This is a genomic window from Saccharothrix carnea, assembly GCF_003014735.1.
Taxonomy (GTDB): domain Bacteria; phylum Actinomycetota; class Actinomycetes; order Mycobacteriales; family Pseudonocardiaceae; genus Actinosynnema; species Actinosynnema carneum.
Window position 1 is genome coordinate 220,092 of the sequence record NZ_PYAX01000002.1, and the last position, 15,273, is coordinate 235,364.

General features: G+C 72.7%; 12 protein-coding genes. 8 read left to right on the plus strand and 4 right to left on the minus strand.

Features of this window, described 5'->3' with window-relative positions; all coding sequences use genetic code 11:
- Positions 1-8 precede the first annotated feature (8 nt).
- The 6 genes from B0I31_RS05230 (at position 9) to B0I31_RS05255 (ending at position 10,790) form a co-directional block, all read left to right on the plus strand.
- Positions 9-572, plus strand: a complete 564-nt coding sequence (locus B0I31_RS05230; RefSeq protein WP_106614174.1) for a hypothetical protein — start codon at positions 9-11, stop codon at positions 570-572.
- 151 nt (positions 573-723) lie between these two features.
- The gene (locus B0I31_RS05235) at positions 724-2,697 is read left to right on the plus strand and encodes a CHAT domain-containing protein (RefSeq protein WP_106614175.1); all 1,974 of its coding nucleotides are present in this window, start codon (positions 724-726) and stop codon (positions 2,695-2,697) included.
- Positions 2,694-7,796, plus strand: a complete 5,103-nt coding sequence (locus B0I31_RS05240; protein WP_106614176.1) for a peptidoglycan-binding domain-containing protein — start codon at positions 2,694-2,696, stop codon at positions 7,794-7,796. Before B0I31_RS05235 ends, B0I31_RS05240 begins: the two co-directional genes overlap by 4 nt.
- Positions 7,793-9,106 carry a hypothetical protein gene (locus tag B0I31_RS05245; RefSeq protein ID WP_106614177.1) on the plus strand — a complete coding sequence of 438 codons (1,314 nt, stop codon included), beginning with the start codon at positions 7,793-7,795 and terminating at the stop codon, positions 9,104-9,106. The genes B0I31_RS05240 and B0I31_RS05245 overlap by 4 nt, the downstream gene beginning before the upstream one ends.
- Positions 9,103-10,074 (plus strand): S1 family peptidase, encoded by a 972-nt coding sequence (locus B0I31_RS05250; RefSeq protein ID WP_106614178.1) that lies wholly within the window; start codon positions 9,103-9,105, stop codon positions 10,072-10,074. The genes B0I31_RS05245 and B0I31_RS05250 overlap by 4 nt, the downstream gene beginning before the upstream one ends.
- Positions 10,075-10,118: 44 nt before the next feature.
- Positions 10,119-10,790 (plus strand): AIM24 family protein, encoded by a 672-nt coding sequence (locus B0I31_RS05255; RefSeq protein WP_106614179.1) that lies wholly within the window; start codon positions 10,119-10,121, stop codon positions 10,788-10,790.
- Between the two features lie 99 nt (positions 10,791-10,889).
- Here the strand turns inward: B0I31_RS05255 and B0I31_RS05260 are convergent, their stop codons facing one another.
- Positions 10,890-11,387: a hypothetical protein gene (locus B0I31_RS05260; RefSeq protein ID WP_106614180.1), complete on the minus strand. Its 498-nt coding sequence runs from the start codon at positions 11,385-11,387 to the stop codon at positions 10,890-10,892.
- Entirely contained in the window at positions 11,384-11,677 is a 294-nt protein-coding gene (locus B0I31_RS05265) for a hypothetical protein (RefSeq protein WP_106614181.1), read from the minus strand. Before B0I31_RS05265 ends, B0I31_RS05260 begins: the two co-directional genes overlap by 4 nt.
- A gap of 345 nt (positions 11,678-12,022) precedes the next feature.
- On the opposite strand from B0I31_RS05265, the gene B0I31_RS05270 reads away from it, so the two are divergent.
- Positions 12,023-12,904, plus strand: a complete 882-nt coding sequence (locus B0I31_RS05270; protein ID WP_181320000.1) for a helix-turn-helix domain-containing protein — start codon at positions 12,023-12,025, stop codon at positions 12,902-12,904.
- Between the two features lie 24 nt (positions 12,905-12,928).
- A complete protein-coding gene (locus B0I31_RS05275) occupies positions 12,929-13,141 on the plus strand; it encodes a DUF397 domain-containing protein (RefSeq protein WP_106614183.1) in 213 nt (70 codons plus the stop codon).
- Between the two features lie 70 nt (positions 13,142-13,211).
- Here the strand turns inward: B0I31_RS05275 and B0I31_RS05280 are convergent, their stop codons facing one another.
- A complete protein-coding gene (locus B0I31_RS05280; protein WP_106614184.1) occupies positions 13,212-13,973 on the minus strand; it encodes an SGNH/GDSL hydrolase family protein in 762 nt (253 codons plus the stop codon).
- Between the two features lie 79 nt (positions 13,974-14,052).
- Positions 14,053-15,249 carry a glycoside hydrolase family 3 N-terminal domain-containing protein gene (locus tag B0I31_RS05285; RefSeq protein ID WP_245949706.1) on the minus strand — a complete coding sequence of 399 codons (1,197 nt, stop codon included), beginning with the start codon at positions 15,247-15,249 and terminating at the stop codon, positions 14,053-14,055.
- Positions 15,250-15,273 lie beyond the last annotated feature (24 nt).

The window sequence follows — 15,273 nt, forward strand, 5'->3', positions numbered from 1 at the left end:
GGTGAGCCATGGACTTCGACCGCAACACCGTGTTCCCGCGGCAACCGCAAGAGCCGGGGCCGCAGGCCGATCCCGGTTACCCGCCGCCGCCCGGTGCCGGTTACCCGGCCGCGCAGCCGCCCGTCGCCGGTTACCCGCAGGCACCGGTTCCCGGTTACCCGCCGCCGCCCGCCGCCGGTTACCCCGTCGCGCAGGCACCGGTTCCGGGCTACCCGGTCGGGCAGGTACCCGTTCCCGGCTATCCGGCGGCCTACCCGGCTCCACCGGCGCCCGTACCCGCACCGGCGGCTCCCGGCACGACGGTAGGGCGTGCCTTCCTCGCCTCGCTGGTGTGGGCCGGGGTGGTGCTCGTCGTGGTGTTCGTGGTCCAGGGCCAGGCCCTGTCCGGGTACGCGCTCGGGTACCTCGTCGGTCGGATGCTGCCGATCTCGCTGATCTCGGGCTTGCTGGTCCGGGCGTTCTTCAAGCGCAAGCGGCTGGCGTTCGGGTGGTTGGTGCTCGCGTCGCTGCCGACGTTCGTGGTCAGCTTCGTCGTGATCGGCGCGATCCTGCTGGCGGGACAGCAGCGCTGAGCGTGCACGAGTGATGACCCACTGCTCTCGACGGAGGTAGGGATTAGCGCTATCGGGTGACAGCTCGTAACCCCGCTTGGTGGGCAGGCGACCTCAGGGGTAGAGGGGGCGGCGGGGAGGAGCCGTGTCCGGAGCGAGTGGGTGAACGCCTGTGGACGCGCTGATCGAAATCACGCAAGGCGGCCAAGACGCCGATTACCGGGTCGACCTGTACCTCGGTGACGACGGCGTCTGGCCGCCGGAGCCAACGGCATCGGACACCGTCGCGGCGGACCTGGACCTGGGTGCGCTGCCCGCGGCGGTGGCCGGGGCCGCGACGGTGCCGGAGGCGGTCGTCGGGTTCCTGCACGCGAGCCCCGAGTCGCAGGCGTTCTCCGACATCGGCGTGCACCTGGGGCGCCTGCTCCTGCCGCCGAAGGTGCGCGAGCACTGGTCACGTCCGGGTGTCCGGCGCACGTTCCTGTGCCTGGACCCGGAACTGCGGCGCCTGCCGTGGGAGTCGGCCAGGGCGCCGCACGCGCTGTTCGTGCAGCCCGACCACCCGGTCGTCCGGGTACACCGGCGCGTGCCGGGTGACGAGCCGATCACCGACTCGTTGCCGATCCGGGTGCTGGTGGTGCGCGGTGATGACGACGACGACATCGGGGCGCGCGACGAGGTCCGCGAGATCAAGAGGGTGGTCGGCGGCGCGCCCGGTCGGATCGAGGCGGAGTTCCTGTCCCGGCCCACCGAGTCGGACCTCAAGTCGGCCTACCAGCGCGTCCGGCCGCACGTGCTGCACTTCATCGGGCACGGCACGCGCAAGGCGAGCACCGGGCAACCGGCGTTGCGGATCGTCCCGCCGGGCCGTGAGGCGTGGTTGCTCACCCCGACCTACATCGCGGACCTGCTCAGCCGTCCCGCGCCCCGCCTGGCGATCCTGAACGCCTGCCGTTCCGGCGAGACGGCGGACGCGGTGGCGTTGACCGACGTGTTCCTGGACAGCGGCGCCGCCGCGGTGGTCGGCATGCAGGGCGACATCCGCGGCACGGCGGCGGCGCTGTTCGGCGGCTCGCTGTACCGCAGCCTGCTGGCCAACGAGCCGGTCGACCGGGCCGTGACGACGGCACGTGAGGCCGTGTACGCCGACACCGGCGTGTCCGATGGCGCCAGGGACTGGATCCTGCCGAGCCTGACGTCACGGGTGCGCCCCGACGACGTGCTGCCCGACCTGTCCGCGACCGGCGCGCGGGCGATGCGCATCGAGCAGCAGTTCGAGAAGGAGGTCGGCGCGTTCGTCAACCGCGTCCACGAACGCCACAAGCTGCTCAAGGGCGTCGACCCGGGCACGGGCGAGCCCGTCGAACGGCTGCTGCTCGTGGTGGGCGAGTCGCAGGTCGGCAAGACGCGGCTGCTGAACTGGCTGCGGCGGCGGTGCGCGGTGCGCGGACGGCGGGTGAGGTACGTCAGCTTCGACCGGCCCAACCCCGTCGACGTCCTGGGCGACCGGCCGACGCGGTTCGACTTCCTCGAAGTGCTGTACGCGATCCGGGACGTGGCGGAGGACCTGCCGAACCTGCCGGAAGGCGTCACGTCCGCGTTCGACCGGTTCAACCACGACGTGCTCCACCTCGCCGAGGGCAGGCTGCCACCGGACCCGCCGGTGCCGACGCCGGAGCCGGCGCGGTGGCCGCGGCTGACCGGCGGCACGTCGCACCACGTCGCGGCGACGTTCGAGTCGTTCCGCGCCTGCCTGGGCCGCGCGGCGCAGCCCGAGCCGCTGCTGCTGGTCTTCGACCACGTCGGCAACGTGCTGGACTCGGCGTTCAGGCAGCAGCTCTACGACCACCTCATCCGGCACGTCGCGGACGGTGAGCTGCCGAACCTGAGCCTCGTGGTCGTGATGACGAACGAGCAGTTCGCCACGCACTGGCCGGAACGGGGCGGCGGCACGCGGGTGGACCTGGACTGCATCGAGGCCGAGGAGTTCCGCGCGCTGGCCGAGGACGTGGTGCTGGCGGTGGGCCGTCCGATCGGCGGACCGCACCTGCAGCTGATCGAGGCGCTCGGCGCGGGTGTGGCCACCGGCAAGTGGAGCCCGGCCGTGCTCGGCGACCTGGAGAACATCGTGAGGCGGATGCGATGAAGCCGATCGACGCCGAGTTGCTGCGCCGGCTGGCGCAGGGCGACTCCCTGGACGACGTCCTGGCGTCGCTGCGACCCGAGGACCAGTGGGACGTGCTGCGGCGGTGCGCGGCGGTCCGCTCGTTCGACCAGGACCTGTACGAGAAGGTGCTCGTGGCGGGCGTGGCGGGCGCGCCGCCGTTCGACACGGTCGTCACCGCGCCGGAGGTGGAGCCGATCCCGGGCACGCGGGAGGTGCACCGGCTGCGGCCGAGTGCCCGGTCCCGCTATTGGAACGGCTGGTGGCCAGACGGGTCCGACCCGCGGGCCGTGCCGAAGGAGCTGCGGTCGCTGGTCCACCGCCTGGCGCGGTACTACCGGGCCGCGCACAAGCCCGTCGACCTGCTGGAACAGCTGGTGCTGGTGGACCACCGCGCCGCGGCCGAGTTGTTCGTCCGGCTGTACGCCAAGGCCGACCACCGCCACGACCTGGCGTTGTGCCAGGCGCTGATCGACGTGCTCGGCGCCGAGGACCGGGTGCGGCTGATCGGCCCGGAGCTGATCGCGCTGCGCAACGACCGTGCCGCGTACCTGCGCACCCGCGGCCTGTGGTCGACCGAGTACCTGCAGTCGGCCACGTTCCTGGAGACGGCCGGGACGAAGGCGACCTACCAGCGGCTGGTCCGGGGTGACGGACCGCGGATCGTGATGCCGCACGGCCCGTCCGGGCGCGGCAAGACGATGGAGCTGCGCTGGCTGGTGTCCCGGGTGCTGGTGCCGGGGCGGACGCTGTGCGCGCTGGGTGATTTCGAGGTGCTCGACCCGGTCAACGTCGCCCGGTACCCGTGGCTGCTGCTGGTGGAGGCCGCCGCGCAGCTCGACCGGCAGCTGGCCGCGGCGCCGTTCACCGAGTTCCTGGAGCGGTACGCCTGGACCGGGCTGCTGTCGCGGCGCGCGGTCGCGGACCCGAGCCGGGCTGCCGCGGCGAGCAGGCGGCTGTGCGACGAGCGCGACCGGGTGGGCGCGAGCGTGACCAGGGATTTCGTGCGCACGCTGAACGAGGCGACGTCCGGCCGCCCGGTGGTGATGGTGCTCGACGCGCTGGACAAGGTGTACGCGCGCCGCCCGCCCGCCGAGGTGGACGGCCTGGTCCGACAGCTGTTGCGGCTGCACGACGAGTGCCCGGGCGTGCGGTTCGTGCTGGCCGGTCGGTACCCGCTCGCGGGCCCGGTGCTGCCGCCCGTCGTGGCACGGCACCTCGTCCCGTTCTCGACCGACGACGCCTCCCGCTACCTGGCGGAGCTGCGCGGCATCACGCGGGCCGACCTGCGGCACGCGATTGTGGCGAAGGCCGGGGGAGAGCCGGTGGTGCTGGCGCGGCTGGCCGACCTGGTGCAGCAGCGGCCGGACATCACCCCGGCGGAGATCCGGGAGTACCGGGCGGACCTGACCGCGCTCGTGCTCCAGGTCCTGCGGCCGATCGAGGACCCGGGGCTGCGGTGGCTGCTGCGGTACGGGATGGTGCCGCGGACGCTGAGCCTGGACTTCGTGCGCGCGGTGGTGGAACCGCACTTGCGCGCGGCAGCGTCCGGTGAGGTCGACCTGGACGACCCCAGCGAGGACGTGGTGCCGGGTGACGCGTCGGCCTCGCTCTTCCCGGTCACGACCGACGTGGACGTCGAGCGGCTGTGGGCGGAGCTGACGCGGTACGCGGGCACCACGCCGTGGGTCGTGCCGGTGCCCGGCGAGCCCGGCTCGGTGCGGTTCGCCGCCGCCGTGGCCGAGCCGATGCGCCGCCTGATCCGGCCGCACGCCGTGCACGACCGCCTGCACGCGGACGCGGTGGCGTTCTTCGAGCGCAAGGCGGAGGCCGACCCCGGCCGGTGGGACCGCTGGACGCGGGAAGCGGTCTACCACCGGTTCCGGCTGGTGGGTCCGGACGCCGTCGACTACTGGCGCGAGGCCTTGGACCAGGTGGAGATCGGTGAGGCGCGACCGCGGGCGGCGCTGGCGGAGGAGGTGCTCGGTCCGGACTACGTCGACGCGGACGGTGACCCGCGGCCGTGGGACGGGCACACGCCGATCGTCACCCGGGCGACGGTGGTGGAGGCCCGCTACGAGCTGGCCGCCGCCCTCACGCAGCTGGCCATGGCGAGCGGTGCCGAGGCGGCGGACCAGCTGTGGAGCCGGGCGGAGGAGAACTTCGCCGCCGTGCTGCGCGATCAGGGCGCGGGTGTCGTGCCGGAGTGGCGGTTGGCGTACGTGCGTGCGGCGCTGGCGTTGAAGTCCGGTGACGCGGTCACTGCGGCGGCGGAGCTGAAGAAGGCGTTGCCGCAGGCATGGGGCACGAAGGACGACGTGCGGCTGCGCGCCCTGCTCGGTGACGTGCTGGTGCTCCTGGGCGACCGGGACGCCCCGGACGAGTACCGCCGTGCGGCGGAGGCGGCCGTCCGGGTCGGTGCGGCGCGGTGGGAGCCGCCGATCCGGTTGCGGATCGTGAAGGCGTACCGGCACTTCGGGCGGTTGGACGACGCGATCCGCGAGCTGACCCGCGCCCGGCGCGGCGAACCGCTGAACGCCGAGCAGCAGCGCCGGGCCGCCCTGCTGGCGGTGGACCTCGGTCTCACCGTGAACCGGTTGGAGTGGGCGGCCTACCACGCACGACGGGTCGCCGCGCACGACGACTGGCAGGGCTTGGCCGTGGGCGTGCAGGTCGAGCTGGCCGCACGCAGGCCGCGGCACGCCTTGGACCTGGCGCAGCGCGTCGCGCACGACAGCGCCGGAGCCGCGCTCGGCCCGGAGCTGACCGGGCTCGCCGAGGGCGTGGTGGCGCACTACGGGAAAGCCTTGCACGCGTTGGAGACCGCACGGTCGCGGTGGCACCGGGAAGGCGACCGCGCGGCCGTCGCCCGCTGCCACACGCACTCCGCGGTGCTGCTCCTGCGCGAGATCGGCAACCTGACGCTGGCCGAGCACCACCTGGGCGCGGCGGCCGACTCGGCGCCGCGGGGCAGCGACGCGTGGTGCCGCGCCGAGCTGGCCCGGGCGGAGCTGCTGGGGGTGACCGCACGGCCGCACGAGGCGTTGGACGCGGTCACCGCCGTGATCCACGAGCTGCACCGCCGGTCCCACCCGCCGGGCCTGGTGGCACGTGCGGCCGTGGAAGGGCTGGCGATCGACCTGCCCGAGGGGTTCGGGTGGTTGCTGGACGAGCTGGTCGCGTGCCTGCGCGAGATCACGCCCGCGTCCGCGCGCCTGGTCGTGCTGGACGAGCTGCGGCGCGTGCCCGATCCGCACGACGACGCCACGCGTGACGCGTGGCGGAGGCTCACGCCGCTGGTGCGGCTGGAGACGGACCGGCTGCGCGCAGTGGACCGGGGCCTGTTGAACCTGACCTCGGCGGAGGTCGACCGGCTGACCGGCGACCGGGACGCGGCGGTGCGGAAGCTGGCCGCGGCACGTCCGACCGGCGGGTCCTGGTTCCTGCTCCGGGAGTGGGCGCGGGCCGCGGACCGCTTGGGCCTGCCGACCGGGCGAGGTGACGTCGACGCGTTCCTCCGCGAGTTCGCCGACCACCCGATGCTCTGCGCGGCTTTCCTGGTGGAACGCGCGGAAGCGGGGGAGGGTGGGTGGCTGCGCCAGGCGGCTTCGCTGCTCGACGCGGCGGGCGAGCGGGAGACCCAGTGGCACGCGCGCCTGCACTACGCCCAGAGCGCGGTCGCGGAGGAGTCGTGCCAGGAGCCGGAGCTGATCCGCGCGGGTGCCGCGTTCACCGCGTTGGGCGACACCCTCCGGGCGCAGGTCGCGTCCCGGTTCTCCCGGGGGCGGATCAGCACGACGTTGCGGAGTTCGCGCGGACGCGTGCGGTTGACCGTGGACGACGGCGCCCTGGTCGTGCAGACGTCGGTGCCGCGTGACGTGGAGGAGACCGTCCGCCACGACAACGCCCTGGTCGACGCGATGCTGGGCGCGCGCTCGGGGGTGCTCGCCGAACGGCTGCGGGAGGACTGGCAGGCGACGTGCGCCGGTCTCGGGTCGCTGGTGCTGCCCGGTCCGGCGCTGCGCGCCCTGGGTTCGGCGGGACCGTTCGACCTCAGGTGGGACGTCGAGGACCGCAGGCTCGGCCCGGTGCCGTGGGAGTTGGCGCTGCGGCCGGACGTACGGCGGCTGCTCGCGCTCGACCCGGCGGTGGGCACGTGCTACCGGGCGGTCTCGCGGGAGGTCTCCTACCGCGACGAGATCAGGTTCGTCCAGGTCGGGCTCAACCAGGTGGTCGACGCGGGCCTCGCGGCCGATGGCGACCTCGGCCCGCACACCAGGGCGGCGTTGCTGAGGTACCAGCGGGAGCGGGGGCTCACCCCGGACGCCGACCTCGGCGGCAACCTGCTGGACCGGTTGCAGCGCGAGGTGACCCCGCCGGTCAAGCCGCTGGTGGTGCTGGCCCAGCCGAGCGGGTCGATGCAGATCAACTCCACCCGCGGTCACTTGAACTCGGGTGTGGACCTGGCGCGGCTGTACCGGGCGCACGGGTTCGACGTGGAGCCGGTCGAGAACCCCACGCTCGACCGGCTCACCGCCGCCGCGGCCCGTGCGGTCCACGGTGGACGGACACCGGCGGTGGTGCACCTGGCGTGCGGGCTGCGCGAGTCGGGTGGTGGCGTCGCGCTCACGTTCCTGGCCGGCGGGTGGGCGACGGAGGCGTTCACCGCCACGCCCACCGCCGAGGAGATCCCGGTGACGGCGCTCAACCGGGTGCTCGCCGCCGTGCCGCGGGACGCGTTCCGGCCGCTCGTCGTCCTGGACGTGAACCGGCCGTGGGGCGCGGAGGACGCGATCTCGTACCTGATGCTGCGCAACGCGTTCGCGGGTGACCTGTTCGCGCTCGGCCGTTGCGCCGGTGTGCTGGGCACCGGGCTGGCGGGCGCGGGTGGGTACGAGCTGTGCGACGCCCTGATCGGGTCGATCGCGGCCGGTCGCACGCTGGGCGAGGTGGCGGGCGTCCTGCGTGCGCCCGCACCGCACGCGACCGGGCTGGACGCCGTGCTGCCGTCCGCCGGTGTCGCCCTGCACACGCACCTGCCGTGGCTGCGGCTGGTGCCGCACCCCGGAGGTCGGCCATGAGCTCCGTGGACCGCAAGGTCGCCGAGCTGCGGCACAAGCTCGCCGGCATCGACGCGGACTTCGCCCGGTGGCGTGCCGAGACCGAACCGGGCCGGACGCTGCGCAAGCACCACACGCAGGTCGTGCGGCTCACCGAACGGCTCGGTGGCGTGGTCGACCGGATCGGCGCGGAGCTGGACGCGGTCGCGGCGGACGGTGCCGACGTGCTGCGGGAGTGCCGTCGCCTCCAGCTGCGGATGCTCGAAGTGCACCGGCTGTGGGACTTCTACCGCTCGAAGCTGAACCTGCGGTACGTGGAGTGGTACCGGCCGTTCCTCACCGCCGTGGACGAGTTCGCCTGGCTGTGCTACTCGCCCGCGGCGGCCGGGAGCGACCGGGAGGCGCCGCTGGTGCACCTGAGCGGCGAGTTCAGCCCGTTCACGCACCTGCGCGAGACGCCGTTCGTGGTGGAGGACGTGCCCGATGCCTTGGACACCACGGACTTCCTGGGCGTGGTGACGAAGCTGCCCATCCCGATCATCGGCCTGCCGTGGTACCAGCTCGTGCACCTGCCGGACGCGCCGGTGATCGCGCACGAGGTCGGCCACGCGGTGGAACGCGACTTCGGGCTGCTCGGCACGGTGCGCTCCCTGGCCCGGCCGGTGTTGAGGACGATGCCGGAAGCGCGACGTGACGCTTGGGACACGTGGCTGCCGGAGGTGTTCGCGGACCTGTACGGGGTGCTCGCGGCGGGGCCCGCGTTCGCGTCGGCGCTGGCCGATCTGCTGGTGGTGGGCGACACCCAGGCGGAGATCGCCGCCGACGCGCCGGTGCTGGTCCACCCGCACGCGGCCGTTCGGCTGGCGCTGACCGCCGAAGCGCTGGTGTCGACGGGTTTCCCCGCCGTTCGGCCGGCCTGCGGGCCGTTCGAGGACGACATCGCCCCGATGACGGCGGCCCTGCTGGACGGGCCGTACCCGGGGCTCGGCGACCACGCGCTGCGCGAGGTGGTCGCGTTCACCGCCGCGCAGCAGGCCAACGCCGTCACCGCCGCGGACGGGCTGGTGGACCACCAACGGCCGGAGACCAGCGACGTCCGCTGCCTGATCGCCGCCGCACGCCTCGCGTTCGACCGGCGGCCCGCCCTGTTCGCACCGCCGCCGCCCGGCGAGGTCAACGCCCAGGACCTGATCCTCGACAAGGTCGCGAAGGCCGTGGGGGACAGCTCCCGCGCCGCGCACGGCGAGGAGACGTCGGCGGTGGACGACCGGGCCGCCGGCGCGGAGCTCTACGACCTGATCGACAAGATGATTGTGAGAGGCCCACGATGACCACCACGACTGACCGACCGCAGGACCCCATGGCCGCCGTGGAACACCTCGCCCGGATGATCGCGGGCGACGACGAGCAGCGGTTCGTGCTGGTGTACCACGCTTTCGCCAACCAGGTCGACGGCTTCCTCAACAGCGACGGCGCCGACGGCTACCGGCTGGCCCGCTCGCTGCTGCGCCGCGGCGTCTCGCCCCTGACCCGCTCGGCGGTCGGCACGGAAGCGCCGGCCGACAGCATCTACCACGACCCGGTGTACCTGGCGAACATGCGTGCCGTGGTCGCCGATCGGGCCCGCATCATCGGCGGCGTGCCGACCTCGGACTTCCCGGACTGCGTCGCCATCGGCAGCGCCAACGCGTGGTGCTGCTCGGGCACGCTCGTCTCGCCGAACGTCGTCGTCACCGCCGGGCACTGCGTGGACGGCGGGTGCGGTGCGCGCGTGTTCTTCGGCAAGGACGTGGAGTTCCCGGAGGACGGCGAGGTGATCCGCGCCCGGACCGCGCTCGCCCACCCCGACTACCGCCCGCCCCGGCCGACCGGCGACATCGCCGTGCTGGTGCTCGAACGCCCCGCGTCGATCACACCGCGCCCGATCGCGACGCGCGAACAGCTCGTCGGCGCCGCGTTCGTGCGGCTGGCTGGCTACGGGAACACCGACGTGCACAGCAGCGGCGGCTACGGTCGGCGGCGCGTGGTCGACGTGCCGATCGCGAGCGACCACCCCCGGCACGGCGCCGACGCGGCCACCGAGTTCGTGGCCGGCGCGCCGTTCCTGGACCGGGACAGCTGCAACGGCGACAGCGGCGGTCCCGCCTACGTCCAGTCGGGCGGCCAGTGGTTCCTCGCCGGTGCGACGTCCCGTGCCACGGCGTCTTCGCTGCGCCCGTGCGGCGACGGCGGCATCTACACACGCGTGGCGTCGTACGAGAAGTGGCTGTGGACCGTGCCGGGTGCCCTCAAGCCGTAGCGTTCCCGGCCGACGTCGCCACGCGGTGTCGTGCACTATTGGGCATGCGCAGCTCACTGTTCAACCACGCCGAGCGGTCCGTCGAGCCGGGCAGCTTCCAACTGCAGAACGACCGCATGCTCAAGGTGGACCTCACCGGCAGCGGCGGGTTCTTCTTCGCGAAGCAGGGGTCGATGGTCGCCTACCAGGGTGATGTCGACTTCGCCTACGAGGGTGCGGGCGGCCTCGGCAAGCTGTTCAAGAAGGCCTTCACCGGTGAGGGCATGTCGCTGATGAAGGTCTCGGGCAGCGGGGACGTGTTCCTCGCCCAGGACGCCGACGAGGTGTTCGTGCTCCACCTGGAGAACGAAGGCGTCACCGTCAACGGCGGCAACGTGCTGGCGTTCGAGAGCACGTTGACGTGGGACATCAACCGCGTCGAGGGCGCGTCGATGCTCAGCGGCGGCCTGTTCAACACGACGTTCACCGGCACCGGGGCGCTCGCCGTGACCGCCTTCGGCACGCCGGTCGTGCTGAACGTGGACGTGCCGACGTTCGTCGACATGCAGTCGGCCGTCCTGTGGTCCACGTCGTTGAGTTCGTCGATCCGCAAGACCGCCAAGCTCGGCGCCGCCATCGGCCGCGGCTCCGGCGAGGCGTACCAGCTCGCGCTGTCCGGCCAGGGCATCGTCGTCGTGCAGGCCTCGGAAGGCCACCCGCCCACGCCCAAGCAGTGACCCCGGCCGTGCTCAGGTGATCGGCGGCGCCGGGCGGCGTCGGCGAAGGGAACACCCTCGACGGCCTCCGCACCAGGGGGAGGCCGTCGTGCGCTGGTGTCACACCGGGCGGCTGTCCGGCCGTTGCCGGCCCGCTGCCCGTGCCGCGAGGGTGGCCGTTGCCCTGGCTTCCTCGGCTGCCTCGTCGGCTTGGCCCATCGCGTGGGCTGCCGCGTGGGCGGCGGTTTGGGCGCGTTCGGCGGCTTCGGTGGCCCGTGCGGCGGCCTGTTCCGCCAAGTCGGCCTGTTCGCCGGCGCCCGCTGCCCTGGCGGCTTCGGCGGTCCGCCGTGCGATGTCGGCGGCGGTGAGGGCCTGGGCACCGGCGTGGAAGGCGTCGCCGACGACGTCCTCGGCCGCGTCGATCCGCGTCAGGTCGCCCAACGCAGCGGCGGCCTGGTCGCGCAGGGCCCGCAGGTGCGACTCGCCGAGCATGATCTCGATGCTGTCGCCGATCGCGAGGAACGCCTGGCTGTCCAGGCTGCCGCGCAGGTCGATCGGCACACCCTCGGTCAGTCGCAGGCCCACGTTCGTGACGATCTGCCCGTTTGCCCAGCTCATGACGCTTCCACCTGTCCGTTGTCGTTCATCGACACCCTTGTTTCCCTTCTCGGTTCGCCGGTCGCCAACTCGGCGACGTCCGACGTCGACACCATGAGCGACTGCCCGGTGTGGTCGACCAGCACGGGGAACGCGCAGGACTGCCAGCAGCCCTCGTAGGCGGTGACGGTGGCCAGTCGCCCGTCGCGCAGCCGTACCCGCGTGCCCGGCCGGGGTCGTTTGCCCGTGCCCCGGTCGTGCGTGGCCCACCACGACTCCGGGTCGCCCTCCACCCCGGAACGGGAGATCACGACGTCACCTCCGCTCCGAAAACACACGTACGGGTGGTTCTGCGGACGGTGATCGACATCGGACGGGGCGGCAGCACGGGCTGGGAAGCGCGTCGTGCGGCGGTAGAACCGCTGGTCGAACGGCTTTCGTGAAGGCACATGCCGCGTCCCTTCCGGAGGCGGAGCCAGGCCTGGGCGGTCTCTGTGCGTGTGAGAGCCTGTGGCCTGCGCAACATTTCGGGGGAGAGTTAAGCACGTACGTACGTTTTCACGCGCTGTCTGATCGGGTGAAGCTGGTGTTCATTCGGGTGTACGTGCGGTAGGCACGTACCAACAGCGCGTTGGATGACGATGGGGAGTGGCGTCTTGGCGAAGAACAGTGATGACAGCGCGATCAGCCAGCGGCGGCAGCTCGGCGCCGCGATGCGCAGCTTCCGCAAGGAGGCCGACATAGATCGCGACGCGGCGGCCGAGTTGATCGAGGTCACCGGGCCGACGTTGACGCGCAAGGAGTCCGGCCAGTTCAAGTTCAAGCGCCAGGAGGTCGAGACCCTGGCGGCGGCCTACGGCGTGGAGCACGAGGAGTTGGCCATGCTGATCGAGCTGGCCCGGGAGGCGCGTGCGAGCACCAAGCGCGGCGAGTTCCCCATGTTCGTGCCGGTCAAGAGTCGCGCCTACCTGGAGCTGGAACGCAACGACGCGGTCGAGATCATGGTGGTCACGCTCACCTTGATCCCTCCGTTCTTCCAGACCGAGGCCTACATGCGCGAGCTGTGGCTCCGCAATGGTGAGCTGCTGTCCGCCGCACGGATCGAGGAACTGGTCAAGCTGCGCCAAGCGAGGCAGCAGGTCGTCACCAAGCGGGACGCGCCGCTGATCCGCGCGGTGATCCACGAGTTCGCGTTGCGTCTGCCCGTAGGTGGCCCAGCCGTCATGAGGGAGCAGCTCCTGGCATTGGCTGCGGCGTGCGAGCTGCCCAACGTTGAGATCCAGGTCCAGCCGATCTCCTCCGGGGCGTTCCCCAGCATGGACTCGACGTTCTCGTTGCTCCGCTTCCCGGTCGGCGTGTCGGGTGACGTCGTACAAGTTTACGGCCACGCGGAGTCGTTCTACCGCGACCGCCAGAGCGCAACAGAGCCCTATAGGGTCGCATGGGACCGTCGTAGGGTGGCAGCGCTGGACTTGCAGGCCTCCAAGTCCCTGATACTGGATGCTGCGGCCTCGTTCGGGCCGGAAGTAGCCCCCTGACCCGACAACCCTGCGAGATGAGCGATGACCGAGCACCTGACGTGGCGCAAGAGCAGCTTCTCCACCGGCGACGGCAACGGCGGTGAGTGCGTCGAGCTGGCGCCGATGGCCGATGGCCGAGTAGCTATGCGGAACTCGACCTTGGGTGAGGAGAGCCCGGTCGTGGTGTACACGAAGGGTGAGCTTCGGGCGTTCTTGCTGGGTGCCAAGAACGGCGAGTTCGACGACCTGGTCTGACCTGTCACGAACGCCGGTGGCCCGACCGGCCACCGGCGCTCCGGCCGGTGTCGTCGTCGGCCGCCGAGGGTCAGACCAGGGGCCTGGCTTCGACCTCGACCCAGTCGGCGTGCTTGCCGGTCTCGTCGTCGCCGGACGAGATGCCCCTGATCCGCCGGTTCACCCAGGGGATGACGTGTTCGCGGTAGTAGCGGGTCTCGGCGCGCAGGCTGCGGCGGACCGCGGGGGCCGGGTCGACGGCGTGGGCCTCGGTGACGTGCCCGAGGGCCTTGAGGACGAGCGACGCGACGCGCTGGTGACCGGCGGCGTTGAGGTGGAGCCGGTCCGGTGACCAGTACTCGGCCCGGCGGACCTCGACGTCGTTGAACGCGTCCACGAACAGGATGTCGTGGCGGGCGGCCAGCTTCGCGATCGCGGCGGTGAGGACCTCGCCCCGGCGGTGGATCGTCCGGCCGAACGGCAGCCGTTGCGCCGGGTTCGCGCCGCTGAGCAGCACCAACCGCACCCCGGCCGACACGCAGCGCCGGACGGCCTGTTCGGTCAGTCGAACCAGCCGGGCCAGGTCGACGCCGGGCCGCATCATGTCGTTGCCGCCGCCGTTGAGCGTCAGCAGCGTCGGAGCGGGGGACAGGGCCAGCGCCGCGTCGAGCTGGGTGGTGGCGATGGGTTCGAGCAGCCGGCCGCGAACGGCGAGGTTGGCGTAGTGGACGGTCTCGCCGAGCGCCACGGCCATGCCCTCCGCCACCAGGTCGGCCCAACCACGGGGCGTGCCGTCTGGGCGCTCGTCGCCGACCCCTTCGGTGAAGCTGTCGCCGATGGCCACGTATCGCACTTGCGGTGCCTCCCCTGCCGAAACGTCGACAACCAGCATAGGAGGTGTTCGGGGCGACCCCGGTCGAGCCTGAGGTGACTCAGCACACCTGCTTGGCGGTGAGCACCCGGTGGATCGCCTCATCCACCCGCGCCCCGGGCAGCACGCCCGACGCCACCGCGCCTTCGAGGTGGTCCAGCACCTCCGTGATGCGGCCTCCCGACGACCACAGCGCGATGTCGGCGCCCGCCGCGAGGGCCTGCGTGACGGCCTCGGGCAGGCCGACCCGGTCGGTGATGGCACGCATCGCGCCCAGGTCGTCGGTCATCGCGGGACCGGTGAAGCCGAACTCGCCGCGCAGCAGCGCGTACGCCTCCGGGCTGAGGGTGGCGGGCACGCCGCCGGTCAGGCCCGGCACCTCGATGTGGCCCAGCATCACCACCACGTCGCCGAACCGGGGCAGGTGCCGGTAGGGCACGAGGTCCGTGCCGCGCAGGGCGTCGAGCGGGGGAGAGGTGACCGCGCCGAGGTGCGAGTCGCCGGTCGTGTTGCCGTGGCCGGGGAAGTGCTTGACCACCGGGGTGACGCCCGCGTTGTGCAGGCCCTCGGCGAACGCGAGCGCGTAGCCGAGAGCGGTGTTCGGGTCGGCGCTGAACGAGCGGTCGCCGATGACCGTGCGGTCGGGTTGGCCGCTGGTGTCCAGCACCGGGGCCAGGTCGGTGGTCACGCCGCGTTCACGCAGCGCGAGCCCTCGGTCCTGGGCCACCGCGCGCACCTCGTCCGGCGACAGGTCGGCCGCCATCCGCCGGGCGCTGGGCAGCGAGCCGTCGAGCGCTTCGATCCGCTGGACCCGCCCGCCCTCGTCGTCCACGGCGACGGTCAGCGGCAGGGTGGACGCGGCGTGCACGGGGGCCAGCGCACCGGCGCTGAGCAGGCCGACGTCGTCGCCGCCGATGAAGATCCCGCCCACCTGCTCGCGCTGCACCACGGCGAGGGCGTCGGCGGGGCCGCGCGGGTCGACGCCGACCATGACCAACTGCGCGAGCCGGGCCCGCAGCGGCAGCGCGGCGATCTTCTCCGCGCACGGGTCCACCGGAGGAGGCGGCGGCTGCTCGACGGACGTGGTCGTGGACGTGGAGGACGGTGGCGCGGCCGACGAGGTGGACGGCAGGGCGGCCGTGCGGGTCGTCCGGTCGTTGCGCACGGAGGTCACCACGGCCAGTGACGCGGCGACCAACGCGCCGAGTGCCACGAACAGCAGCAGCGTGGACGTGCCTGCCCTCCGGGTGCGCTTCACCGGCGGCCCCGGCCGGCTCGGTGC

Coding starts and splice junctions, on each gene's coding strand:
- B0I31_RS05255 (WP_106614179.1), top strand. CDS start 10,119: ATGCGCAGCTCACTGTTCAACCACGCCGAGCGGTCCGTCGAGCCGGGC.
- B0I31_RS05240 (WP_106614176.1), top strand. CDS start 2,694: ATGAAGCCGATCGACGCCGAGTTGCTGCGCCGGCTGGCGCAGGGCGAC.
- B0I31_RS05275 (WP_106614183.1), top strand. CDS start 12,929: ATGACCGAGCACCTGACGTGGCGCAAGAGCAGCTTCTCCACCGGCGAC.
- B0I31_RS05250 (WP_106614178.1), top strand. CDS start 9,103: ATGACCACCACGACTGACCGACCGCAGGACCCCATGGCCGCCGTGGAA.
- B0I31_RS05230 (WP_106614174.1), top strand. CDS start 9: ATGGACTTCGACCGCAACACCGTGTTCCCGCGGCAACCGCAAGAGCCG.
- B0I31_RS05245 (WP_106614177.1), top strand. CDS start 7,793: ATGAGCTCCGTGGACCGCAAGGTCGCCGAGCTGCGGCACAAGCTCGCC.
- B0I31_RS05260 (WP_106614180.1), bottom strand. CDS start 11,387: ATGAGCTGGGCAAACGGGCAGATCGTCACGAACGTGGGCCTGCGACTG.